Raw genomic sequence first — 23,674 nt, 5'->3', positions numbered from 1 at the left:
CGCGACGGGATGGGATGGCTGCACGCCTACCTCCCCGCCCTCGTCGGGCACGCGGCCCTGGAACGCCTCCGCGCCCTCGCGTCCGAACTGAAGACAGCCGACACCGACCACACCGCCACAGCAACCGCACCCGCGGCACCCGCGTCCGCATCCGGAGCGGCGTTCGGGATCGCGTCCCCCGCCGCGCCTCACGCCCCCGCCGCGATGCACGAGTCGGACGCGCGCACCGCCCCCGATGCGCCGGACGCGCCGGACGCGCGCACCGCCGCGCAACGGCAGGCCGACGTGCTCGCCGACCTGCTCCTCGCGGGAGCCCCCACCACCGGCCCCGACGGCGTCCCCACAGGACTGTCCGGCATCCGCGCGCACGTGCAGATCACCATCCCCGCCCGACCCCTCCTCGACACCGTCGCCGCCCGCCACAACGCGGATGCCGCAACCGGAACCCTCCCCGACCTCGGAACCCCACCAGCCCCCGCACCGCGCGGCGCTCCTCCCGCGCGTTCTTCACCCGACGGCGCCTGGCTGTGCGGGCACGGCACGATCCCGATCGTGCAAGCCCTCGACCTCGCCGCGAACGCACCCGGATGGGAACGCCTCTTCCACGACGCCGACACCGGCGCCCTCCTCACCGTCGACCACCGGCTCCCCACCACCGCGCAACGCCGCTACCTCACCGCCCGCGACGAGCACTGCCGCTTCCCCGGCTGCCGCACCCCCATCCGCACCCGCACCACCGACACCGACCACACCCGTGACCACCACCACGGCGGCCCCACCTGCATCTGCAACCTCGCCTACCTCTGCGAAAGCCACCACACCCTCAAACACCACTCCGCCTGGACCGTGCACCAGAAACCCGGCGGCATCCTCCACTGGACCTCCCCCACCGGACGCACCTACACCGACATCCCCGCCCCCACCCTCCGCTTCACCCCCGACGGCGACCCGCCGCCGTTCTGAGCCGCCACGATCTGAGAACCGACAGCACCGACGGGCGACGGGGATCCGAGAACCAACAGCGCCAACGGGCCACGGCGCGCGGGACCCGCACAGTCATCCTCGAACCGGCGGGCGGGAGCATTCGACGCGACGGCAGGATTCGAACCTGCGAGCACCGGGGTATGAACCCGTTCCCTTCGACCTCTCGGGCACGTCGCGATGCAGCGAGGCTACGCGACCGGGCCGCCACCGCCATCCGCTGTGACAGCCCGTTGAGAACCGTGACGCCGTGCGTCACTCGCGATGCAGTGCGTCCTGCGCAGCGCGCGCCGATCCCGCGGAACGCGCCTGCACCGCGCGATAGGCCGGCTCGCGGAGATCGCGCGCCCACCGCGGCACCCGGGCCGGTCCCCCCGGACGCGCTGCAGCGCGCGCAAGCCGACGGCGAGGGCACGACCCAGGAACCGGAGCATCAACCGATCGTCGCCCGCGCCGTCGCTCCTGTCGGGTCCCTTGACACCGACGGTCTGCGCGACGTCAGCCCGCCCGCAGGGCGAGCACGACCTCCTCGCCCGCCGCACGCACGCGCACCGTGATGTCGCCCTCGCCATCCGGTCGGACCACGGCGAGCGCGCGCCCGTCGAACGTGCGCCAGGTCGACGCGTCGAAGCGCTCCGTCGTCGCAGGCCGCGCGCTGCACATCCCCGCGAGGACGCCTGACCCTTCGACGGTCACCTCGACCTCCGCCTCGGCGTCGGCCGCGAGCACGCCGTCGGCGTCGCGCAGCTCGATCGCGACGAACGCGAGGTCGGCATCGTCGGCCGCCAGCTCGACGCGGTCGGCCGTCGCCGCCAGACGGGGCGTGTCCGCCGTGCGGATCACCGTGCGCCCGACCTCGTTGTCGCCGTCGTAGGCGACCGCCGTGAGCTCGCCCGGACGGTAGGTCGTGGAGACGACGGCGAGACGGGGCCGCTCGGTGCCGACCTCGGCACGCCCGACCTCGACGCCGCCCTGCAGCAGCACGACCCTCTCGGCCGCGGCGTAGACCTCGACCTCGACGGGCACGCCCTCGAATCCGGTCCACGTCCACGACGACACGGAGTCGCTCCACGCCCACGGCGACGGGCTCACGACCTCGACGCCGTGGCGCGACGGTCGCCGAACGGCGATGTAGGGCTCGCTCCGCAGACCGTAGACGATCTCGCGGTAGTACGACACCGGCCGCCGCCATCCCGTGATGTCGAGGTCGCCCGACCACGCCGTGAGCCAGGGGAACTCGCGCTCGAGCTGCCCCGACGCGCCCGCGTCGTCGGCGTACTGCGCGGAGCCGATCCCGACCTCGCCGAGGTAGTCCCAGCCCGTCCAGGTGAAGTCGCCGATGACGTTGTCGTTCGCGACGACGAGCGGCCACAGCCTGCCGATCTGCGCGGCGAACGTCTCCGATCCGACGATGACCCGGTGGGGATGCGCGACCGCGTCGGCGGCGTATCGCGCATCGGCGTAGTTCAGCCCGAGCACGTCGAGCACCGCGCTCGACTCCTCGATGCGGGCGCTCGCGGCCTCGCTCGCGCCCACGGCGTTGAAGAGGTCGTCGCCTCCCGTCGCTGCGGCGTTGAGCCCGCCCCGCTCCTCGACGATCTGCGGCACCTCGTCGATGGCGGCGAGCAGGGCGTTCACGCCGTTCGTGATCGGCCGCGAAGGGTCGAGCGCCCGGACGTGCTCGGCCATCCGCCGCGCCCAGCGGGCCCCGTGCGGGGTGCCGACCTCGGCGATCTCGTTGCCGAGGGAGTACAGGATGACGCTGGGATGGTTGCGGTCCTTCGCGACCATCGCCTCGAGGTCCGCCGCCCACCACTGCGGGAACTCCGCCGCGTAGTCGTAGGGCGTCTTGAAGCGGGTCCACATGTCGAACGCCTCGTCGACGACGAGCATGCCGAGCCGGTCGCAGGCGTCGAGCATCGCGACGGAGACCGGGTTGTGCGATGCGCGGATCGCGTTGAAGCCGGCTGCCCGCAGCAGCTCGATGCGGCGCTCCTCTGCGCGGCCGATCGCGGCTGCGCCGAGCGGGCCGTTGTCGTGGTGCACGCACGCGCCGCGCAGCAGCACGGGCTCGCCGTTGATGCGCAGTCCCTTGCGGGGGTCGACCGTGATCGTGCGGATGCCGAATCGCTGCTCGACGGCATCGCCGCCGTCGACGATCCGCACCGACGAGCGGTACAACGCGGGGTTCTCTGGGCCCCACAGCCGCGGATCGACGATGAAGAAGCGCTGCCGGACGACACCCGTCTCGCCGGGTGCGAGGGTGATCGGCGTCTCGTCGCGCTCGACGACCGCCCCGTCGGGCGCGATGACCTCCGAGCGGATGCGCACGGTGCGCGTCGCTCGCTCCGTGCTGCGCACGGTCGTCGCGTACTCGACGACCGCCTGGTCGTCCTCGATGCGGACGGTGTCGATGCGGACGCCGTCCGGCACGATGTGCACGGGCTCGTCCACGTGGAGCAGGACGGGGCGGTGCAGGCCCGCGCCGGAGTACCACCGCGAGTCCTCTCCCGCGCGCACCTCGATGCGCAGCGTCGACGTGCCCCCGAACCGCAGGTACGGAGTGAGGTCGACGAGGAACCGCGCGTAGCCGTCGGCCCTGTTGCCCGCCAGCTCGTCGTCGACGAACACCTGCGCACGGCGGAACGCGCCCTGCACCTCGAGGGCGACCGTCCTGCCGCGCCATTCCTCCGGCACATCGATCGTCTTGAGGTACGTGTAGGCCCCGCGGGGGTAGTACGCGCCCGCGCCCTTGCCCGGCGCGTCGGGCGATCGCGTCTCGTCGCGCAGCGCGTCGTGGGGCAGGCGCACGGTGCGGGTCGCGGTCTCGCCGAAGACGCCCGTGAAGGGTCCGACGGGCTCGCGCACCCGCCAGTCGGCGGTGAGGGGGATGACGGTCATGAGGGACGCCTCTCGTCGTCGAGGGGGACGGCGTCGAGGGGGACGGCCTCGAGCGGGAACGCCTCGTCGCGGACGAGGAGACGCAGAGAGCGGGAGAGGGTCTCGGTGACGTCGCCGCCTGAGCCGTCGATGAGGCCGTGGAGCTGCGCGCCCTCCCAGAGGGCGAGGAACGACGACGCCGCGAACGCGGGATCGACGCCGTCGCGGAGGAGCCCCTCCGTGTCGAGCTCGGCGAACCACGCGGCGAAGCCCGTGCGAACGCGCGCGATGCGGTCGCGGAAGTAATCGCCGAGCGGATGGTCGGGCGTCACCGACTCCGCGGCGAGCACGCTGTAGAGCTGGATCACGCCGGGAGTGTCGGCATTGCTGCGAGCCAGGGCGAGGAACGCCTCCGGCACTTCACCCAGCGTCTGCGGGTGCTCCGCCTCGATGAGCTCGTCGGCGCGACGGTCGCGCTCCTCCATGACCGCGAGGAGGAGCGCGGCCTTCGTCGGGTAGTGGTGGAGGATGCTCGTCTGATCCATCCCCACGCGCTCGGCGATCTCGCGCATCGAGCCGGCCCGGTAGCCGCGGGTCGCGAAGACGTCCATGGCGGCACGCAGGATGGCCTCGCGCGTGAGCACCGTCTTCCGGTAGGGCCCGCGGCTGCCGGGCGTCGTCGGCTCCTCGCTCGCCAGCACCGAGACCGAGGGGAATGCCGGTACTCGCATCGTCGCCTCCGAAATTCACAACACCATTGGTTTTTCAGAGCGTACGGGCCGGCGAGCGGAATTCCAAACGCCGTGGGATTATCGGACTCCCCTGATAGGGAGGATGAGCAGCGCTCCGAGGACCGCGGCGGCGGTGCCCGCGAGGAACAGGGCGGCGAAGTTCTGCGGGTTCGCCGCGCTCGCCCCGATCGCGAGCAGGGCGGGCGCGACGGCGGGGACGATCGACGACGGCAGCGAGCTGGCGAGGTTCATGATGCCGAGGTCCTTCGCGGGGTTCTGCGGGTCGGGCAGCACCTCCATGATGAGCGCGTAGTCGACGGCGAAGTAGACGCCCTGCCCGATGCCGATGATGGCGAGGGCGACGAGGAACATCGGATACGTCGTCGCGGTCGCGACCACGCCCAGGCCGACGGCGAAGACGACCGCCGAGGCGATGACGAACGGCTTGCGGCGCCCGACCCGGTCGGAGAGCTTGGCGAGCAGCGGCGCGAACACCATCGACAGCCCGGTCGAGATGACGCCGCCGACGAGGATGGACGTGCCGACCGTCGCCGGATCGATGTGGTGCACCATGATCAGGTAGAACGCCTGATAGGCGTTGACCGCGGCGACGCCGAAGAAGATCATGAGGCGGCTCCACCACGCCCAGCCGTACGCCGCGTGCCGGAACGGGTTCACCCAGAACGTGCCGAGGAACTCGCGCGCCGAGAACGACGGCCGCTGATCGCGTGTGATCGCCTCGTCCGACACGGCGAGCGCGAGGGCGAGCACGGCCGCGACGGCGACGCCCGACGGCAGCAGGATCATGGCGACGAGGTTCGGCTGCATGAGGGTGGCGAGGAGGATCCCGAGCAGCGCGCCGATCGGCGCGCCGAGCCCGAGCATGGCCGACGCCGGACCGCGATGCTCCGCAGCGACCTGATCGGGCACGAGCGCCGTCGCGCCGACGAGCGCGCTCACGAACCCGAGGGTCGTGATGACGTACCCCGCCGTGAGCACCGGCACCGTCGATGCGACGACCGTGACGCCAGCGCCCGCGGCGAACAGCGCCGCACCCGTGAACAGGTACGGACGGCGGCGCCCGATGCGGGCGAGCGTGCGATCGCTCAGCCGCCCGATCACGGGATATCCGACGAGCGAGAACACGCTGCCGACGCCGACGACGATCGACAGCACCGTCGTCGCGCCCTCCGCGTCGACCTCCGAGGCCTTCAGGGACAGCGTGAGGATGGCCATCGCGAGCAGCGCGCCGTTGGCGGATGCGACGGCGGCGGCGAGCAGGAGGAGGAAGCCGAGCTTCGGCTTCCCCTGCGCTCCAACGGATGTCCGATGGACGGATGTGACGATGCGGGACACGGATGTTCTCCTTTGAACGAACGGGTGGGAAGGGAGGCGAGGCTCAGAGGGCGACGGCCGGTGCGAGGTCGACGACGGGGATGTCGGTGCGACCCGGCGCGAGCGGGACGGAGTGGTCGTCGAGGACGAGCTGCGCGTCGACTCCGAAGGGGATGTCGACATGGAGGCTCGCCGACTCCGCGCGACGCTCCCAGCGGACCGCGATCGGCCCGTAGGGAGTGTCGACCGCGGCATCGACGACGTCGAGCCCGCAGGCGAGGTCCGGTTCGATGCGGGCCGTCCGCCAGCCCGGGGATGTCGGTGCGATACCGGCCAGCCTGCGGAACAGCCAGTCGTCGACGCAGCCGAACGCGTAGTGGTTGAACGACATCTCGCGGATCGTGCCGTCGGGGGCGACGCCGTCCCACGTCTCCCAGATCGTGGTCGCCCCGTTGTCGACCTCGTAGAGCCACGAGGGGGCCTCGGCCTGCCAGAGCACCACACGGGCGAGGTCGCGATGGCCGCTGTCCCACAGCGCGTCGAGCAGGTAGGGCATCGACAGGAACCCCGTGTCGAGCCGGCCGCCGTTCGCGCGCACGAGGTGCGCGAGCCGGTCGCCGGCGACCTGCCGCCGTCCGGGAGGGAGCATGTCGAGACCGAGCGCGAGCGCGTACATCCCCTGCAGCTCGACGGGCAGCGAGCCGTCGTCGCCGACGTACTCGTCGGCGAATGCGGCCCGCACCCTCGCGGCTCGGTCGGCGAGCTCGGCACCCCTCGCGGGTTCTCCCAGGACGCCGGCGACACGCGCGGCGAGCGTGAGGCTGTGCGCCTGGAACATTGGGGCCACCAGCTCGGAGGTGAGCGCAGGCGCGATGCCGATCGCCTCGTGCGTCGGCCTGCCCGCCATCGTCGAGGGCGTCAGCCAGTCGCCGAAGTGCTCGCCCGTGTTGTAGAGCAGCGCCTGTCGCCGACGGCGCTCGGGGGCGAGCTCGACTCCCTGCAGCGTCGGATGCAGCTCCTCCGCGGCGGTGCGGGTCTGGTAATCGACCCACGCGAGCATCGCGGGGAAGTTCTCCTCGAGGATCCGGACGTCTCCCGTGCGCTCGTACAGCGTCCACGGCACGACGACGATCGCGTCGCTCCACCCCGCCGCGGCGACGATGGACCCGAACCCCTGTCCCGCCTGTGCTGCTTCCTCGTCGACCGGCGAGCGCGGCGAGAAGATCGGCACGCGCCCGTCGGGGAGCTGGTCCGCCCGGAGGTTGTCGAGCCATCGGGAGACGAAAGGGAGCACTCTCGCGTTGTTCGTCGCGGCGGGGGCGAAGACCTGCATCTCTCCCGTCCATCCGGCACGTTCGCGCTGAGGGCAGTCGGTCGGCACCGAGAGGAAGTTCCCCCGCTGACTCCAGACGACGTTCTCGTGGAGGCGGCTCAGGCGGGCGTCCGACGTGGTGAACCTGCCCGTGTACTCGACATCGCTGGCGATCACGACGGCCACGGCGTCGTCCGTCTGCACGCGGTCGAGCCCGCGGATGCGTGCGTACCGGAAGCCGTGGAACGTGAACTCCGGCTCCCACACCGCCGCGGAGCCGTCGGAGACGTAGACGTCAGCCTGCTCCTTGTTGATGCCCACGATGTTCGTGAACCAGTTCCCGTCCGCGTCGAGCGTCTCGGTGTGCTCGATGCGGACCTCAGAACCCGCGTCGACGACCGGGATGCTCAGACGCACGCGTCCGGCGATCACCTGCCCGAAGTCGACGATCCATCCCTCCGGCGTCGGGGTCGTCGACACGGCCGGCAGTTCGGCGACCCGTCGGATCGGCTCGCCGCGGAACGGGACGAGCCGCGCGACGTCCGCGCCGCGGTCGATGACGGGCGCCCATCCGCTGTCGTCGAACGAGCGCGACGTCCAATCGAGCGCGCGACGTGCGTCGTACTTCTCGCCCACGAACAGATCCGCATACTTCCAGGGCCCGGGCGCGCTCCGGCTCTGCGCGCCCGAGCGGATGACCTCGCGGCGGCCGTCCTCGAACGCGAGATGCAGCTCCCACGTGAGCGCCGTGCGGTCGCCGAACTGCGCGCTGGATCCCGTCAGGCCGATGCGCCCGGCCCACCATCCGTCGGCCAGTACGACGGCGAGCACGTTCGCGCCCGGCCTGAGATTCGCCGCGACGTCGTAGGTCTGCACGCTGACGCGGTGCCCGTAGCTGTCGTAGCCCGGGGCGAGCACCTCGTCTCCGACAGCGGCACCGCCCAGCCAGGCGGAGTAGACGCCTTCCGCCGTCATGAGGAGACGGGCCCTGACGGGCATCTCCCCGAGCGCGAACGCCTGCCGGATCAGCTGGACAGGGCGAAGGCGGCCCTCCGGATCGGAGTCCGGCCCCGCGCCGCGGATCCAGTCCTGCAGCGTCCATCGCTCCACCAGCGCAGGCTCCTGCACGGGCTGGATCCACGAGGCGCCCCACCGTGTCAGATCGGGGGCCGTGCCGAATTCCGACCGGCCGACCAGGGCCTCCCGCTCCCCCGACCAGCTCGTCACCTGCCACCGGTAGTCCTCGAGGGCGGTGAGCGGCGTTCCCGCGTACGCGATGAGCGACGTCTCGGCGCTCTGCACACGACCCGAGTCCCACACCGCCTCACCCGCGCTGTCGGAGACCTCGATGCGGTAGGAGGTCTGCGCGTGGTCGGCGATCCACGAGAACCGCGGCGCATCGGCGTCGACCGCTCCCGGTCGGATCGCATGTTCCACGCGCAGTTGGCGACAGCGGCGCTCGGCCATGGGGTGCTCCTTCGCAGGCGCCGGTCGGGAGGTGGCGCACCTGGAGCCTAGACGGCGAAAACCTTAGATGCAGGTTTTTCGAGTGGCGATCATCGCCCTACCCTGGTCGGGTGGGAGAAGGCGGATCCAGGCGGGGCCCCTACGCGGTGGGGCTCGAACGACGTCAGCGGATCCTTGCCGTCGCCGCCCGGCGCTTCTCGGACGCCGGGTACTCCCAGACGTCCCTCGCGGAGATCGCTCGCGAGGTGGGGGTGACCACGCCGGGCCTCACCCACCACTTCCCGACCAAGCAGCATCTTCTCCTCGCGATCGTCGAACATCGGTTCGACGTCGCGCAGCAGATCGCGGAAGCCGCCGAGGGAGAGCCGGATGGCACGCGCACGCTGCGACTGCTGCAGTCCATCGCCGACACGTTCGCCGCCGACCCCGGGCTGATCGACCTCTTCGTGCTCGTCTCCGCAGAGACCGCGGACCCCTCCAGTCCCGCCCACGAGCTCTTCGCCCGGCGCTACGAGCGGGTGGTCGAGGACATCGCCGGGCTGTTCGACGCAGAAGCCGAGGCGGGCGCGCTGCGGCGCGACATCGACTACCGCGCCCTCGCCCGCGAGTGCATCGCGGTCAGCGACGGCCTCCAGCTCCAGTGGGTGGTGACAGGCGGGAGGATCGACTTCTCCGCGCTCATCCGGAGCCACCTCGACCGGATCGCCCCTGCCATCGCGGCCGGACGGGCGCAACCCTCCGGCTGACCGGCTCAGCGACGCGCGGCCATCCGCTCGGCGGGGGTGCGGGCGGCGGGAGCGAGGAAGATCGCGACGGCGACCAGAGCGAGGACGACGATCATGGCCGCGCGCAGCCCGTAGTGCTCGCCGAGCACTCCCAGCACGGGCGGTCCGACGAGGAACGCGATGTAGCCGATCGTCGCCGCGAACGACACGCGCGCCGCGGTCTCGGACGGGTCGCCCGAGTCGCCCGCCGCCGAGAGCGCGACGGGAAAGCCGAGCGAGGCGCCGATCCCCCACAGGACGACGGCGGCGGCGGCCCCGACCTGGCTGTCGACGAAGATCACGACGGCGAGCCCGATCGCCCCGAGGAGCGCGCTGCCGCCGAGCACGGCGGCGCGGCCGAAGCGGTCGACGAACCACCCGCCGACGAAGCGGCCGAGCGTCATGGCCGCGGCGAACACCGCGTAGACGGCGGCGGCGAGCGCCTCGTCGAAGCCGTGGCCGTCGACCATGAGGATCGGCAGCCAGTCGTTGGCGCTCCCCTCGGCCATCGCGAGGGCGAGGATGATCCCGCCGACGAGCAGAAGTCCGGGGTCCTTCCACACGGCCGGCCGCGGCGCCCGCTCGCCCGTCCGGACGCTCCGCCCGTTTCCGCCGGGGATGGCCCGGACGGCGGCGACGAGCACGACGGCGATGAGGGCGCCGACGACGACGAGATGGATCCAGACGGGGAAGGCGACGGCGGTGAGGAGCATCCCGACGACGGCGCCGACGACCGTCCCGAGGCTGAAGAAGCCGTGCATGAGCGGCATCACCGAGCGGCCGATGGCGCGCTCGACCTCGGCGCCCTCGACATTGAGCGCAACCTCTCCCCCGCCCATCCCGAGCCCGAAGAGACCGAGGCCGATGGCGACGACCACGCCGTCCCCGAGGAAGGCCCCCGCGCCCACCGTCGCGACGCCGAGCGCTGCGCTCGCCGTTCCCGCGGCGATGACGATGCGCGTGCCGAGGCGCGCGACGAGCAGGCCGGAGCTGAGGATGCCGATCATCGAACCGATCGACAGCCCGAAGAGGATGTAGCCCATCTGGTCGGTGCGCGCCCCGACCAGCTCGCGCACCTCGGGCGTGCGGGTGACCCACGAGGCGATGCCGATTCCGGGCAGGAAGAACAGGACGAAGAGCGCGTTGCGGCGCCGGAGGATGCTGCGGGTCACGGAAGTGCGCTCTCGGATCGAAGGGATGCGTACAAGCGTACAGATCCGCGCGGCCCCGGCGTCAGCCGCAGATTCCGCGCACGGCGCGTGCCGCCCGCTCGGGATCCTTCGCATCGAGGGCGTCGGCGAGCGCAGACTGCCGGCGGCGAACGGGCACGACCCCGTCGCGCAGGTGGTACCGGATGGTCCGCTCGGTGTCGCGCCAGATGCGCGCGAGAGGGTCGTTCCCCGCGAGCTCCACCAGATCCGCCGCAAGCGCGCGCAGCGTCTCGAGGAGTTCGTCCGCCTCCTCGGCCGCGCGGAGATCGGCGGAGTGCGCCGCGAGCCGGTCGGCCCCCTCGTCCGCGGGCAGCGCCATCCAGAGCATCATGCCGAGGAGGTTGGCGAGCAGCTGACGCGCATCCTCCCGTGTCTTCGCCGTGACGTGCGCGACCCGCGTCCACCGACTCGGCTCGATCTCGACGAGACCGTCGGCCGCGAGCCTCACGCACGCCTCGCGCACGGGCATCCGCGAGATCCCGAGCTGACCGGCTAGCTCGGAGAGGTCGAGGGTCTCCCCTTCCGCGAAGCGGCCGGACAGGATCTCCTCGGCGAGTCTCTCGTGGGCGGCGTCGGCGAGGGTCGTGGCGGGACGCTGGGCGACAGCAGTGAGGGGCATGGGGCCTTCCGGGGGCAGGCGGATGCGATCGCGTCTCCATCCCCCGTGCACGAGCACCCCCGGCGACGCCGATCACACGGGCGTCGGGTCCGCCCGCCCGGGAAGTCTATGCGCGCGAAAGCACTCCGCCGCTCTCAGGAACGGCCCTTGACGGGGAATACCGGATGTGATTTGCGATCGTCCGCCGAGACCGGGGGCGCAGAAGCCCGTTCCGTGGAAGGCCGATCCGCCGTAGGTTCGGGGCGAGAGAGAAGAGGCCCCCATGGATTTCCGCATCGAGCTCGTCTTCGTCCCCGTCTCCGACACCGACCGCGCCGTCGCGTTCTACGGCGACGCCCTCGGCTGGAACGTCGACCACGATCAGCGCGTCCACGACGCGCTGCGGTTCGTGCAGGTCACGCCGCCCGGGTCGGCGTGCTCCATCGCGTTCGGCGACGGCATCTCGGACGACGAACCCGGCACCCTGCGCAACGTGCAGCTCGTCGTCGACGACGCGGATGCCGCGCTCGCCTACCTGACCGAGCGCGGCATCGAGGCCGACGGCGTCGATGAGCAGCCCTGGGGCCGCTTCGTGCGCTTCGTGGACCCCGACGGCAACGCCTGGGTTCTGCAGCAGCTCGTCCGCGGCTGACGGCCGCGCCTGCTCAGCCGAGCAGGTGCCGGAGGTATCGCGGCGGGCTGTCGAGGAACGAGCGCCAGTGGTGCACGAGCTCGAGGTCCTCCCACTCCGCCGGCCGGACGCCCCACTCCCCGACCTCGAGGATGCGGGCACCCGGCAATGCGGCGAGCACGGGAGAGTGGGTCGCGCACAGCACCTGGCCGCCCTCCTGCGCGATGCGCTGGAGCACGGCGATCAGGGTGAGCGTGGAGGAGAACGACAGGGCGGCCTCTGGCTCGTCGAGGCAGTAGAAGCCCGGCTCGTCGAAACGGCTGTCGAGCAGCGCGAGGAACGACTCGCCGTGGCTCATCTCGTGGAACGGCGTGTCGGGAGCCCCCGTCGAAGGGTTCTCCTCGAGGTACGTGTAGAACGAGTGCATCGTCTCGGCGCGGAGGAAGAAGCCCCATCTGCTCGCGCCGATGCCGCGGCGCAGGCGGATCCAGTCCGACAGCGGCGACTCCGTCGGGCGCGTGCTGTGCATCGCCTGGCGCGATCCGCCCTCGGGCGAGAGGCCGTAGGCGATCGCGATCCCCTCCACGATCGTCGACTTCCCGCTGCCGTTCTCGCCGACGAGGAACGTCACACCGGGGTCGAGCTCCAGGCCGTCGCGCAGCACCTGTCGCACGGCCGGGATGCTCGCCGGCCACCGCCGTCCGGGCGCCGGTGCATCGTCGGCCGCCCGCACCGACACGATCGGCTGCTCCCGTCGTCGGCGGCTTCCCGGCGTCCAGATCGACTCCATCGGGCCTCCTCGCCCTGCAGGCTAACGTGCCGTCACCGCGCGAGCGCGTCGCGGAACCCGCGCGGCTCGCGACCGGGCGGCGGAGACGGCACCGGCCCCGTCTCCGGCAGCGGAGGCGTCGCCGCTTCGATCGGCCGCTCGGACTCGACGACGATCGGCTCGCCGAAGTGGCGCAGCGTGAGAGGAACGCCGCCGCCCGTCAGCCGGTAGACGGTGCGGTCGGCTTCGATCTCGAGCCGCAGGGTGCGTCCCTGCACGCGGATGCCGAAGGCGAGCCGGTCGACGTCGGGCGGCAGCCGCGGGGCGAAGACGATGCCGTCGGCCCCGTCGCGGAACCCGCCGAACCCCGCGACCACCGCCATCCATACGCCGGCGAGGGCGGCGAGGTGAACGCCGAGCGCGGTATCGCCCTGCAGGTCGTCGAGGTCGATGAGCGCCGTCTCGGCGAGGTAGTCCGCTGCCCGCTCCAGGTGTCCCAGTTCCGCCGCGATCACGGACTGCGCAGCGGCCGACAGCGACGAGTCGCGCACCGTGAGCGGCTCGTAGTAGGCGAACGCCGCCGCCTTCTCCTCGGGCGTGAAGGCGTCGTGCGCGAACACGAGCGCCAGCACGAGATCCGCCTGCTTCACGACCTGCGTGCGGTACAGCTCGACATAGGGGTGGTTCTCCTGCAGCGGATAGCGCTCGGTCGCCGCGAAATCCCATCGCTCCCGATCGGTGAAGCCCGCCGACTGCGCGTGCACGCCGCGGCGCTCGTCGAACGGCACCGCCATGTCGCGCGCCGCGGACCGCCACTGCCTGCTCTCGCCCTCGTCCACCCCGAGGGCGCGCCCTGCGGCGGGATGACGGTCCGCCGCGTCGGCGGCGCCGACGAGGTTCCGCGCGGCGAGCAGGTTCGTGTAGACGTTGTCCTCGCAGAGCGCGGAGTACTCATCCGGCCCCGTGACGCCGTCGATGTGGAATCGCCCGTCGGCACCGCGGTGCCCGAGCGACATCCACAGCCGTGCCGTCTCGATGAGCAGCTCGAGGGCGATGTCGCGCTCGAAGGCGGCGTCGCCCGTCGCCTCCACGTGATGCATCGCGGCGCCCGCGATGTCGGCGCCGACGTGGAACGCCGCGGTGCTCGCCGGCCAGTAGCCGGACGACTCCGTCCCGTCGATCGTCCGCCACGGGAAGGCGGCCCCCGCCAGACGCAGCTGCCGCGCCCGCGCCCGCGCGGCGTCGAGCCCCGCGCGGCGCCATCGGAGCGCCTGCGCCGCGGAGTCTGGCGCGGTCGCCGTCAGCACGGGGAGCACGAACGCCTCGAAGTCCCAGAACGTGTGCCCCTGGTAGCCCGCCCCCGTGAGTCCCTTGCCGGGGACCGATCGGCTCTCGATCCGCGCGGACGCCTGGAAGACGTGGAACAGCGCGAACCGCACGGCCTGCTGAAGACGGGGCTGCCCGTCGACGACGACGTCGGCGCACTGCCAGTAGTCGTCGAGCGCCGCGCGCTGCCCGGCGACGAGCTCGTCCCACCCGGCTCGTGCGGCATCCGCGACGGCGGCCTCGGCCCGGTCGCGCAGTGCGTCCGGCGCGGCGTCGGCCGACCAGGCGTGGCCGACGAGCTTCACGACCTCGAGCCGCTCGCCCGCGCCCAGGCGGATGGCGATGGTGGTGCGGGCGAGGTCGGGCGACGTCTCGACGCGCTGATCGACAGCGGGCGAGACGACGTGGTCCATCGCGACGGCGACCGCGATCCCGCTGCGCCGCGTGCGGTGCACGAGCGTCGCGGTCGTTCCGATGATGTGGTGGTCGACGCTCTCGAACGGCCGATCGAGGGCCGCCTGCACCCGGTCGTCGGGGTGGAGTCCCGGGATGGCCTCGTTCGCGGCCAGCTCCGACAGCAGCGTGACCGTTGCGGCGCCGTCGACGGCTGTCACGATGTAGCGCACCGCGGCGACAGCCCGGTGGGCGTAGGAAACGAGGCGCGTCGACGCGATGCGCACGGTGCGACCCGCCGGCGACGTCCACGTGACGTGACGGTGCAGGACCCCGCCCCGCAGATCGAGCCGCTGCTCGTGCACGACGAGCTCGCCGCTGCCGACGTCGAACGGCTCGTCGTCCACGAGCAGTCGGATGACGCGGCCGTCGGCCACGTTGACGACGCTCTGCCCCTCCTCGGGATAGCCGTAGCCGTCCTCCGCATACGGCATGGGATGGGTCTCGTGCACGCCGTTGAGGAAGGCTCCCGTCGTGCCCCTGGGCTCGCCCTCGTCGAGGGAGCCGCGCCATCCGATGTGCCCGTTCGACAGGGCGAACACCGACTCGCGGTGCCCCATCCGCTCGGCGTCGACGCCGGAGAGGCCGACGCTCCAGGGGGCGATGTCGAAGGGCAGCGGGCGCATCATGCCATCCGACGCTACGGCCGGAGGCGGAGGGCCGCACGCCGTTGACAGCCGACCGGGAGCGCGGTTACGCGCCCCCCGGTCGCGTCCGGCACAGCCGTCCGTCGCCGATGCTCAGGCGAGGGCGGCCTTCAGCTGCTCCGCTGCCGCGCCCGGGTCTGCCGCCCCGTAGATCGCCCCGCCCGCGACCGCGACGCGGGCACCGGCGGAGCGGACCGCGTCGATCGTGGCGGGGCCGACGCCGCCCGCCACCGAGAACGGCACATCCGACGCCGTGCCGGCCGCGAGGAGGGTGTCGAGGCTGAATCCGGGCTGCGCCTGCTCGTCGAGGCCCGCGTGGAACTCCACGAACTCGGCGCCGAGGGCGTGCACCTCGCGGGCGCGACCCGCCTTGTCGGCGACGCCGATGAGGTCGACGACGACGCCCTTGCCCTTCTCCTTCGCCACCGCCACGGCGCCGGCGATCGTGGAGTCGTCGGCCGTGCCGAGCACCGTGATGAGGTCGGCGCCCGCGTCGAACGCGATCTCTGCCTCGAGCGCACCCGCGTCAGCCGTCTTGAGATCGGCGAAGACGGTCTTGTCGGGGTGAGCGTCCTTCACGGCGCGGATGACCGAGAGCCCCTCGTGCTTGATGAGCGGCGTGCCGAGCTCGATGATGTCGACGTGAGGCGCCACGCGGCCCGCGAGGTCGAGCGCGGCGTCGGTGGTGAGGAGGTCGATCGCGACCTGCAGCTTCGTCATGGGGGTTCCTTTCAACAGGGGGTCATTCGAGGTTCGCGTGACGGGTCCACAGCTCCTCGGCCGAGGTGCCCGACGCCGTCCAGAGCGCATGGAAGAGCGCGTCGCCCACGACGAGCACGGCCTGCTCGAAGAGGCTGCCGGCGTACTGGCGCGACGCGCTGCCGCCGTGATCGGTCTTCACCGCGGCCGGCACGGCGACGACGAGGTCGGAGGCGGCCGCGAGCGGCGACCCTGGAGCGGCCGTGAGCACCACGATGCGCACCCCGAGGGAGGCGGCCTTCTCGGTCGACCGCACGACCGACGCGGTCGTGCCGGAGCCGGACGCGACGACGAGCACGTCGCCCGGCCGCACCGCGGGCGCGGTCGTCTCGCCGACGACGTGCGCCTCGATCCCGAGGTGCATGAGCCGCATCGCGAGCGCACGCAGCGCGATGCCCGAGCGGCCCAGCCCGAGGACGAACACGCGATCCGCCCCGGCGACGGCCCTCGCCGCCGATGCGACCGCAGAGGGGTCCACTGCGGCGAGCGCCGCGTCCAGCTCCTGCCGGGCGAGCGCCAGCCCGGCCCGTGCGTCCGGTTCGGCGATCTCGACGGCGTCCATGGGACGAGCCTGCGGGACCGACGGATGGCGGAGCACCACCCGACACGGTCGATCCACTACCCGAACGGGTGGGCGGAACGTACGCTGGGGTGATGGAGACCACCATCCCGCGCACCGCCGTCGAACTCCTCCGGGCGTTCGGAGACGTCGCCACCGCACCGCTCCTCGGCGTCGCAGAGAAGCTCAGCGACGGCCTGCGCGCGATGCTCCCCCACCGGGCGCTCGTGATCTTCACGGAGGACTGCACGGGACGTCCGCAGAAGAAGGCCGGCGACACGGGCATCACCGAGGCCGTGACCATCCACGAGATGGCCGACGTGCGCCGGCGCCTGCGAGCGGGAGACGCCGTGCGCACCGCCGTGATCGCCGGCGCCGAACGCAGCGTGCGCGCGTGGGAGGCGTCGACCGGCGCAGTCCTCGTCCTCTGCGACGCCGATCCCCCGGCGGACGCGGCCGTCGACGAGCTCGTGGAGACCGTCTGGGAGACGACGGCCCTGCACATCCGGCAGCTCGTCGGCCATGCCGACCCGTCGCAGCCCGTCGAATCGCGCGCGGTGTCGGCGGAGCGCGTGCGGGTGACCACCGAGCTCACCGAGCGCCACGCCACCGACCTCGAGTCGTTCCTCGCGGTGCTGCGCGGCCGCACCATCGACGATCGACGGGCGCGCACCGCCGTCGCCGACCTCGTCGCCGACGCCCTCGTGCGCACGAAGACGGCGAGCGACGTGCTCCTCACCGTGTCGGAGGAGCAGGTCGCGAGAGCCTTCCGGCGACTGCGTGCGGACCTGCGCCCGCTCACGCAGTACGGGCGTCTCGACATCGAGTTCGTCGAGCCGCCCGCCGACGGGCGCGCCCTCCCCGGCGAGGTCGCTCACGCTGCGCGCGCGATCGTCCGCAGCGCCGTGCTCGCCATGAACGACCAGGACGACATCACGCGTGTGCGGGTGCAGTGGGACTGCGACGGCCGCAACCTGCTCGTCAACGTGCGAGACGACGGGCGCGGCGGGGTCGACGCCGACGCTCCGGCTCTCCACATCGCGCAGGCGAAGGCCGCCTCGCTGGGAGGCGCCGCCGAGCTCACCCGCGTGCCCGGATGGGGCTCCGAGCTCGACGTGCGGCTGCCGCTCGACCCGCCATCACCGGTCGACGTCGCCGAGTGGGGGCTCGCCCCGCGGGAGGACGAGGTGCTGCGCCTGCTCGCGCAGGGGAGGCGCAACCGCCAGATCGCCGAGGCGCTCTCGCTCAGCGAGAACACCGTGAAGTTCCATCTCGCGCGGGTCTACCGCAAGCTCGGGGTGGGCACGCGCGCCGAGGCGGTCGCCCTCGCGGTCGGCGCAGGGCTCGCCTGAGCCCCGCGCCGACCCGGTCAGCCCGCCGCCGCCGACCCCACCGGTTCGCCCGTGCGCGCGGCCGCGAAGGCGTCGAGGAGCCGGTGGGTGTCGTCGAGCTGCTCGTTCCACACCGCGCGCACGATGTCGATGCGATCCTCCGCCTCCTGCAGCCCGGCGAGATAGCCGGCGACCGGGGCGAATCCGCCCGACCGCTCGTGCAGCTCCATCATGCGCAGGGCGAGCTTCGTCTGCACGCCGTAGACGGGGATCTGCGGGCCGCGTGGCGCGGCCATCCCGATGTAGTAGAGCTTCTCCAGCCCCTGCGGGACGACACCCGCGCCGTAGCGCAGCGGCGCGCCCCGTCGGCGCTGCACGAGCGCGTCGTCGAGGAACGGGAGGCTGGAGTGGAAGCCGGTCGCCCACAGGATCGTGTCGTACTCCTTCTCCGTGCCGTCCTCGAATCGCACGAGACGGCCGTCGATGGCATCGATGCCCGGCCGGATCGCGACGCGCCCGTGCTGGACCCAGTACAGGAGCAGGCTGTTGACCACGGTCGCACCGTCGGCGAGAGTCCTGTGCTCCGGGCGCGGCATCCCGGGGTAGGCGTCCCACTCCCCGATCGACACGCGTGCGAGGAGTCTCGCGATGAGGTCCTGCTCGTCGGGAGCGAACTGCGCCATCCACGGCACCTCCTGACGCGGGACGCCGAAGTACGACTTCGGCTGGAAGTAGGTGCCTCTGCGGATGACGATGTCGACTTCGAGCCGGTGCTGCGCGGCGTCGACCGCGAGGTCGCACCCCGAGTTGCCCGCGCCGACGACGAGAACGCGGTCGCCCTCGATGTCGGACGTGCTCCGGTAGGAGCCGGAGTGCACCTGCCGGCCGGTGAAGGACGACGCGATATCGGGAACCCGCTGGTCCCACAGGTGCCCGTTCGCCACGAGCACGCCGTCGTACCGGAGGGACTCCCCCGTCTCGAGTGTCACGATCCAGCCGTCGGATCCGACCGGGCCGTCGGCGGCCACGGGGACGACCGAGCGGACCTCGACGCCGAACCGGATGACGTCGTACAGGCCGTGGTGCCGCGCGTACGACTCGAGGTACTCGCGCACCTGATCGCGCCGCGGGAAGTGCGGATAGTGGTCGGGCATCGGGAATCCCTCGAAGTGCGTCATGTCGCGCGAGGTGATGAGATGCAGCGCGTCGTAGTCGGTGTGCCAGTGGCCCCCGACCCGGTCGGTCTTCTCGTAGCAGTCGACGTCGTGGCCGGCGGCGCGCAGAGCCGCGAGGGCGGAGATGCCGGCGGCGCCGGCCCCGATGACGCAGTAGCGGGTCATGTGCTGTTCCTTCTGACGGTGTTTCAGTGGGAGCCGCGCGCGAGCCTGCGCTCGACCGCGACGGAGAGCCAGGTGGCGGGGACGGCGATCGCGGCGAACACGAGGCCCGTGATGGCGTACACGGCGAGGTACTCGAACGTGATGGTGCTCACCTGGTACGCCTGGCTCATGAGCTCGTTGACCGAGATCGAGTAGGCAAGAGATGTCGCCTGGAAGGACATGATGGCGAGGCCCATGAGCGGCGGGATGGCGGATCGAAGTCCCTGCGGCAGCACGATGCGGAGGAAGGACGTCGTCGCGGTCAGCCCGAGCGCCGAGGCTGCCTCGCTCTGGCCCCGGGCGACGGACTGGATGCCCCCTCGGAAGATCTCCGACGAGTACGCCGCCGCCGTGAAGGTGAGGCCGACGACGGCCGCGGCGACGTTCTCGAAGAGCACGCCGATGGCCGGCAGCCCGAAGTAGACGATGTAGAGGACCACGAGGGCGGGGATGCCGCGCCCGATCTCGACCACGATCAGCGCGGGCCATCGCAGCCATCCGCGCCGCGACGTCGTGCCGAGCGAGAGCAGCAGGCCGAGCGCGAAGCCCAGCGCGACCGACAGCACGGTGAGCTGGAGACTGACGAGCAGCCCTTCCCCCAGACGGGGCAGGTAGTCGACGAGGGTCATCGCACGTCCTTCCGGAAGCGGGCGTCGAGCCGGCGAGCGGCGATCGCGACGGGAACGCTTACCACGAGGTAGACGCCTGCCGCGAGGAAGAACGGCACGATGCCGGCCGTCGTCGGGTTCTGGCGCGCGAACATCGTCGCGGCGAACACCATGTCGGCCACGCCGATCGTCGAGGCGATCGACGAGTCCTTGAGGAGCGACAGGAGGTATGTCGTGAGCGAGGGCAGCGCGGTGCGCACGGCCTGCGGTGCGAGCACCATGGCGAACGACGTCCGCCGCGTGAGCCCGAGAGCGGCGGCCGCCTCGCTCTGCCCGCGCGGCACCATGGCGAAGCCGCCGCGGTACATCTCCGCGACATAGGCGCTCGAGATGATCCCGAGCCCGAGGATGGCCGCGGTGAGGGCGTCCAGGCGGACCGTGCCGATCGAGACGCCGAAGTAGAGGAGGAAGAGCCAGACGATGGGCGGGATCCCGCGGACGAGGTCGACCGCGAACCGCATGACGAGAGCGAGCGGGCGGAACCTCGATCGGAGCGCGAGCAGGACGGGGACGCCGACGACGATGCCGATCGAGAACGCGGCGGCGGTGACGAGCAGCGTGAGAGGGAGGCCGAGCAGGACGGCGGCGAGCGCGTCGGCCACGTCAGCGCTCCAGGACGGCGCTCAGGAAGCGCCGCGTGCGCTCCTGCTGCGGGTCGGCCATGATGGCGCGGGGATCGCCCTCCTCGATGATGTGCCCGTCCGCCATGACGACCAGGTGGTCGCCGACGTCGCGCGCGAACTGCATCTCGTGCGTGACGACGATCATCGTCATGCCGGCGTCGGCGAGCTCGCGCATGACGGCGAGCACCTCCACGCCGACTTCGGGATCGAGAGCGCTCGTCGGCTCGTCGAAGAGCATGGCGCGGGGGCCCAGGGCGAGCGCCCTGGCGATGGCGATGCGCTGCTGCTGCCCTCCCGAGCACCGCCCGGGGTGCTGGTGCGCCTTCTCCTTCAGTCCCACGCGGTCGAGCAGGGTGAGCGCGCGCGCCTCCGCCTCTTCCTTGCTTCGTCCGAGGACCTTCTCCTGAGGGAGTGCGACGTTCCGCAGGACCGTGAAGTGAGGGAACAGGTTGAACGATTGGAAGACCATCCCGACCTGTCGCCGGAGCGCGAGCAGCTCGCTCTCGCGCACGCGGCGACCGGCCTCGATGGTCTGCGAGCCGACGGTGATGGTGCCGCGGTCGGGGGTCTCGAGCAGGTTCACACAGCGCAGCAGCGTGCTCTTGCCCGAGCCGGACGGCCCGATCAGCGCCGTGACGCTGCCCGGACGCACCGACACGGAGATGTCGTCCAGCACGAGGTTGCTGCCGAAGCTCTTGGAGAGGCCGGCGATCTCGACGCCGGCCGTGGCGGTCTCGTTGACCTGGGTGAAAGGACTCGCGTTCATGATGTCTCCTGTCCGGAGCGCACCGCGGGCGGCGCGCTCCGGTCGGTCAGCGGATGGAGCCGGCCGCGACGTCGGCCGGGATGAGGAGGTCGGCGGGGAGGTCGTAGTCGGCCAGCACCTCTGCGAGCGTGCCGTCCTCGCGGTAGCCGTCGATGAGCTCGCTCAGGGCGTCGGACAGCGCGGTGTTCTCCTTCGCGACGGGGAAGGCGATGGTCGGCTTCTCGGTCGTGATCGCGATCCTGTCGTCCTCCGCCGCCTGCTCCACGACGAGGTCGGTGTCGGCGTAGGCGGCGACGGCGACGGCGTAGCCGTCGAGGGCCGCCTGGATGCGGCCGCTCGCGAGATCCTGCTTCATCTCGATCGTGCCGGGGTAGACCTTCAGGTCCGATCCGAGCACGGCGCTCATGTCGGCCTCCCACGAGAAGCCCGCACCGCTCCCGACGGCGCCGATCTCCTCGAGCTCGTCGACGGTGGTGGCGCCGTCGGCGGAGACGATGCCCATCGAGTCGTAGAACGTCGGCGAGGTGAACCCGACCTGCTCCGCACGCGCCTCCGTGACGTACCAGCCTCCCGTGATGATGTCGGCGCGCTTCTGCTCGCTGATCATGGGGACGCCGCTGGCGTAGGTGATCGGCACGAAGGCGACGGCGAGGCACTCGGCATCGGCCATCCGCTTCACGAGGTCGATCTCGAGGCCCGACGCATCCGACCCCGACGTCTGGGTGTAGGGGAGGTTCTCGGGGACGCCGACCGTGAGCGTGCCGTCGGTGTACGTGTCGAGCCCCTCGTGGACGGGTTCGCACCCGTCGGCGACGGCGGTCGCGGCGGGTCCGCCTGCGGAGCTGCACGATGCGAGGAGCACGACGGCGGAGACGGCCGCCGTGACGACGAGAGAACGACGGAGGAGGGTGGGGAGGGACATGGTCGATCCAATCGGGGGATGAGGGTGATGCTCTCGGGTGGAGGTCAGACGGCGGTGAGGCCGCCGTCGAGCGGGAACACGGCGCCTGTGGCGAACGACGATGCGGGCGACAGGAGGTAGTCGACGAGCGGCGAGACCTCTTCGGGGCGCGCACGCCGCCCGAGCGGCGTGGACGCGCTCGAGCCGCCCGCGGGCTCGTCGTCGTTCATGGCCGTCGAGACGCCGCCGGGGCAGATGGCGTTGACGCGCACCGCCGGTGCGAGCTCCGCGGCCGCGGCGCGGGTGAGCCCGATGAGGGCGGCCTTCGATGCCGAGTAGGCGGCGTAGCCCGCTGTCCCGACGAGCGCGGCGGTGGAGGAGATGTTCACGATCGATCCGCCGCCGCTCGCCGCCATGACGGGAGCGAAGGTGCGGATCCCGAGGAACGCGCCGTGCACGTTGATGCGGTCGTGGAGCCGCCACATGTCCATCGTCGTGTCGGCGATCGGGGCGTACCGCAGCACGCCCGCGTTGTTCACGAGGCCGCGGACACGGACCCGCGCTTCGGAGAGGGCGGCGGCGAGCGCGGCCCACGAGTGCTCGTCGGCCACGTCGAGGTGGTGGTACTCGGCCCGTGCACCGCTGGCGCGGAGGACGGCCGCGGTGCGCTCGCCTTCGTCGTCGAGGACGTCCGTGAGGATGACGCGCGTGCCGGGGCGTCCGAGCAGGGCGGCGTGCGCGGCGCCCTGGCCGCGGGCGCCCCCCGTGATGATGACGGCATCGCCGGCGTGCATCATCGGATGACGTCCCCTCCGGAGAGGACGACGGTCTCGCCCGTCATGAACGCCGTGGTGTCGGGAGAGGACAGCAGCACCGTCCATCGTGCGATCTCCCCGGGCTGGGCCACGCGCCCGAGGGGGATGCCCGCGGCCGCGGCTTCCATGCGCCCGGTCGCGGCGTTCCCCGGCGTCGCGACCCAGCCGGGGGCGATGCCGTTGACGCGGATTCCCGCGGGGGCGAGCTCGAGCGCGAGCGACTTCGTGAGCATGACGACCGCCGCCTTCGACGCGCCGTACAGGAGCTGGCCGGGCGACACCGTGAACGCGTCGACGGAGGCGAAGTTCACGATGGTCGCGCCGTCGCCCATGCGCGGGCGCGCCGCGGCCACGACGTTGACGACGCCGAGGACGTTGATGTCGAAGATGCGGCGGTAGGTGGCCTCGTCGTAGCTCTCGAGCGTCGTCGGCGGATAGACGCCGGCGATGTTCGCGACGGCGTCGATGCGGTCGCCCGGAGCGAGCACCTCGTCGAGTGCGCGGGCCACGTCGTCGCGCGAGCGGACGTCGGCCACGACGGAGAGCACCCCGTCGTCGACCGCGGGGGCGGCGACGTCGATGCCGACGACGCGCCATCCCTCGGTGCGGAAAGCCGTCGCGGTGGCGAGGCCCATGCCGGACGACGCGCCGGTGACGACGGCCGTGCGCGGGGGCTGGTTCATGTGTGTCCTCCGGGTGAGTGGTGTTGAACGTCAAGTGAACTCATGCCGCGAGGACAGGGCAACACTAGTTATCCGGGGTTGGACA

At 72.0% G+C, this 23,674-nt stretch carries 20 protein-coding genes, 1 tRNA gene and 1 pseudogene; 4 read left to right on the top strand and 18 right to left on the bottom strand.

Features of this window, described 5'->3' with window-relative positions; all coding sequences use genetic code 11:
- Window positions 1–963: pseudogene (locus ACWGPF_RS01010) on the top strand (hypothetical protein); the annotation flags it as partial.
- Between the two features lie 124 nt (window positions 964–1,087).
- Here the strand turns inward: ACWGPF_RS01010 and ACWGPF_RS01005 are convergent.
- From ACWGPF_RS01005 to ACWGPF_RS00985, 5 genes are all read right to left on the bottom strand, one after another.
- A tRNA-Met gene (locus ACWGPF_RS01005) sits at window positions 1,088–1,161 on the bottom strand.
- Between the two features lie 318 nt (window positions 1,162–1,479).
- Complete coding sequence (locus ACWGPF_RS01000; protein WP_452331040.1) at window positions 1,480–3,882, bottom strand: glycoside hydrolase family 2 TIM barrel-domain containing protein; 2,403 nt, start codon at window positions 3,880–3,882, stop codon at window positions 1,480–1,482.
- Window positions 3,879–4,592 (bottom strand): TetR/AcrR family transcriptional regulator, encoded by a 714-nt coding sequence (locus ACWGPF_RS00995; RefSeq protein ID WP_452331039.1) that lies wholly within the window; start codon window positions 4,590–4,592, stop codon window positions 3,879–3,881. The genes ACWGPF_RS01000 and ACWGPF_RS00995 overlap by 4 nt, the downstream gene beginning before the upstream one ends.
- Window positions 4,593–4,670: 78 nt before the next feature.
- A complete protein-coding gene (locus tag ACWGPF_RS00990) occupies window positions 4,671–5,948 on the bottom strand; it encodes an MFS transporter (RefSeq protein WP_452331038.1) in 1,278 nt (425 codons plus the stop codon).
- A 43-nt stretch (window positions 5,949–5,991) separates the two neighbouring features.
- Window positions 5,992–8,676 (bottom strand): family 78 glycoside hydrolase catalytic domain, encoded by a 2,685-nt coding sequence (locus ACWGPF_RS00985; protein WP_452331037.1) that lies wholly within the window; start codon window positions 8,674–8,676, stop codon window positions 5,992–5,994.
- A gap of 140 nt (window positions 8,677–8,816) precedes the next feature.
- On the opposite strand from ACWGPF_RS00985, the gene ACWGPF_RS00980 reads away from it, so the two are divergent.
- A complete protein-coding gene (locus ACWGPF_RS00980; RefSeq protein ID WP_452331036.1) occupies window positions 8,817–9,452 on the top strand; it encodes a TetR/AcrR family transcriptional regulator in 636 nt (211 codons plus the stop codon).
- Between the two features lie 5 nt (window positions 9,453–9,457).
- Here ACWGPF_RS00980 and ACWGPF_RS00975 read toward each other — a convergent pair whose 3' ends face one another.
- Together ACWGPF_RS00975 and ACWGPF_RS00970 are read right to left on the bottom strand one after the other, a co-directional pair.
- Window positions 9,458–10,642 (bottom strand): MFS transporter, encoded by a 1,185-nt coding sequence (locus ACWGPF_RS00975; protein ID WP_452331035.1) that lies wholly within the window; start codon window positions 10,640–10,642, stop codon window positions 9,458–9,460.
- 61 nt (window positions 10,643–10,703) lie between these two features.
- Window positions 10,704–11,300 carry a GntR family transcriptional regulator gene (locus ACWGPF_RS00970; protein WP_452331034.1) on the bottom strand — a complete coding sequence of 199 codons (597 nt, stop codon included), beginning with the start codon at window positions 11,298–11,300 and terminating at the stop codon, window positions 10,704–10,706.
- Window positions 11,301–11,562: 262 nt separating this feature from the next.
- Here ACWGPF_RS00970 and ACWGPF_RS00965 point away from each other — a divergent pair, with 262 nt between their 5' ends.
- Window positions 11,563–11,931: a glyoxalase superfamily protein gene (locus ACWGPF_RS00965; protein WP_452331033.1), complete on the top strand. Its 369-nt coding sequence runs from the start codon at window positions 11,563–11,565 to the stop codon at window positions 11,929–11,931.
- A gap of 13 nt (window positions 11,932–11,944) precedes the next feature.
- On the opposite strand, the gene ACWGPF_RS00960 is transcribed toward ACWGPF_RS00965, so the two are convergent.
- From ACWGPF_RS00960 to hxlB, 4 genes are all read right to left on the bottom strand, one after another.
- Window positions 11,945–12,700, bottom strand: coding sequence for an AAA family ATPase (locus ACWGPF_RS00960; RefSeq protein WP_452331032.1), 756 nt, complete (start codon window positions 12,698–12,700; stop codon window positions 11,945–11,947).
- A gap of 32 nt (window positions 12,701–12,732) precedes the next feature.
- The gene (locus ACWGPF_RS00955) at window positions 12,733–15,087 is read right to left on the bottom strand and encodes a glycoside hydrolase family 65 protein (protein WP_452331031.1); all 2,355 of its coding nucleotides are present in this window, start codon (window positions 15,085–15,087) and stop codon (window positions 12,733–12,735) included.
- Between the two features lie 111 nt (window positions 15,088–15,198).
- A complete protein-coding gene (gene hxlA / locus ACWGPF_RS00950; RefSeq protein ID WP_452331030.1) occupies window positions 15,199–15,825 on the bottom strand; it encodes a 3-hexulose-6-phosphate synthase in 627 nt (208 codons plus the stop codon).
- Window positions 15,826–15,847: 22 nt separating this feature from the next.
- On the bottom strand, window positions 15,848–16,426 hold the full coding sequence (gene hxlB / locus ACWGPF_RS00945) for a 6-phospho-3-hexuloisomerase (RefSeq protein WP_452331029.1): 579 nt from the start codon (window positions 16,424–16,426) through the stop codon (window positions 15,848–15,850).
- A gap of 92 nt (window positions 16,427–16,518) precedes the next feature.
- On the opposite strand from hxlB, the gene ACWGPF_RS00940 reads away from it, so the two are divergent.
- Window positions 16,519–17,775 carry a LuxR C-terminal-related transcriptional regulator gene (locus tag ACWGPF_RS00940; RefSeq protein WP_452331028.1) on the top strand — a complete coding sequence of 419 codons (1,257 nt, stop codon included), beginning with the start codon at window positions 16,519–16,521 and terminating at the stop codon, window positions 17,773–17,775.
- 17 nt (window positions 17,776–17,792) lie between these two features.
- Here the strand turns inward: ACWGPF_RS00940 and ACWGPF_RS00935 are convergent, their stop codons facing one another.
- From ACWGPF_RS00935 to ACWGPF_RS00905, 7 genes are read right to left on the bottom strand one after another with little or no spacing between them, the layout of a single operon-like run.
- Complete coding sequence (locus tag ACWGPF_RS00935; RefSeq protein ID WP_452331027.1) at window positions 17,793–19,094, bottom strand: flavin-containing monooxygenase; 1,302 nt, start codon at window positions 19,092–19,094, stop codon at window positions 17,793–17,795.
- 23 nt (window positions 19,095–19,117) lie between these two features.
- Window positions 19,118–19,762, bottom strand: coding sequence for an amino acid ABC transporter permease (locus tag ACWGPF_RS00930; RefSeq protein ID WP_452331026.1), 645 nt, complete (start codon window positions 19,760–19,762; stop codon window positions 19,118–19,120).
- Window positions 19,759–20,403, bottom strand: a complete 645-nt coding sequence (locus ACWGPF_RS00925) for an amino acid ABC transporter permease (RefSeq protein ID WP_452331025.1) — start codon at window positions 20,401–20,403, stop codon at window positions 19,759–19,761. The genes ACWGPF_RS00930 and ACWGPF_RS00925 overlap by 4 nt, the downstream gene beginning before the upstream one ends.
- 1 nt (window position 20,404) lies before the next feature.
- Window positions 20,405–21,190: an amino acid ABC transporter ATP-binding protein gene (locus ACWGPF_RS00920; RefSeq protein ID WP_452331024.1), complete on the bottom strand. Its 786-nt coding sequence runs from the start codon at window positions 21,188–21,190 to the stop codon at window positions 20,405–20,407.
- 46 nt (window positions 21,191–21,236) lie between these two features.
- On the bottom strand, window positions 21,237–22,112 hold the full coding sequence (locus ACWGPF_RS00915) for a substrate-binding periplasmic protein (RefSeq protein ID WP_452331023.1): 876 nt from the start codon (window positions 22,110–22,112) through the stop codon (window positions 21,237–21,239).
- A gap of 44 nt (window positions 22,113–22,156) precedes the next feature.
- Complete coding sequence (locus ACWGPF_RS00910) at window positions 22,157–22,888, bottom strand: SDR family NAD(P)-dependent oxidoreductase (RefSeq protein ID WP_452331022.1); 732 nt, start codon at window positions 22,886–22,888, stop codon at window positions 22,157–22,159.
- Window positions 22,885–23,589, bottom strand: coding sequence for an SDR family NAD(P)-dependent oxidoreductase (locus tag ACWGPF_RS00905; protein WP_452331021.1), 705 nt, complete (start codon window positions 23,587–23,589; stop codon window positions 22,885–22,887). Before ACWGPF_RS00905 ends, ACWGPF_RS00910 begins: the two co-directional genes overlap by 4 nt.
- Window positions 23,590–23,674: the final 85 nt, after the last annotated feature.

Source organism: Microbacterium sp. NPDC055683 (assembly GCF_053617895.1).
Note: the sequence above shows the minus strand (reverse complement) of the source record. Positions and strands in the feature narration are given on the sequence as shown.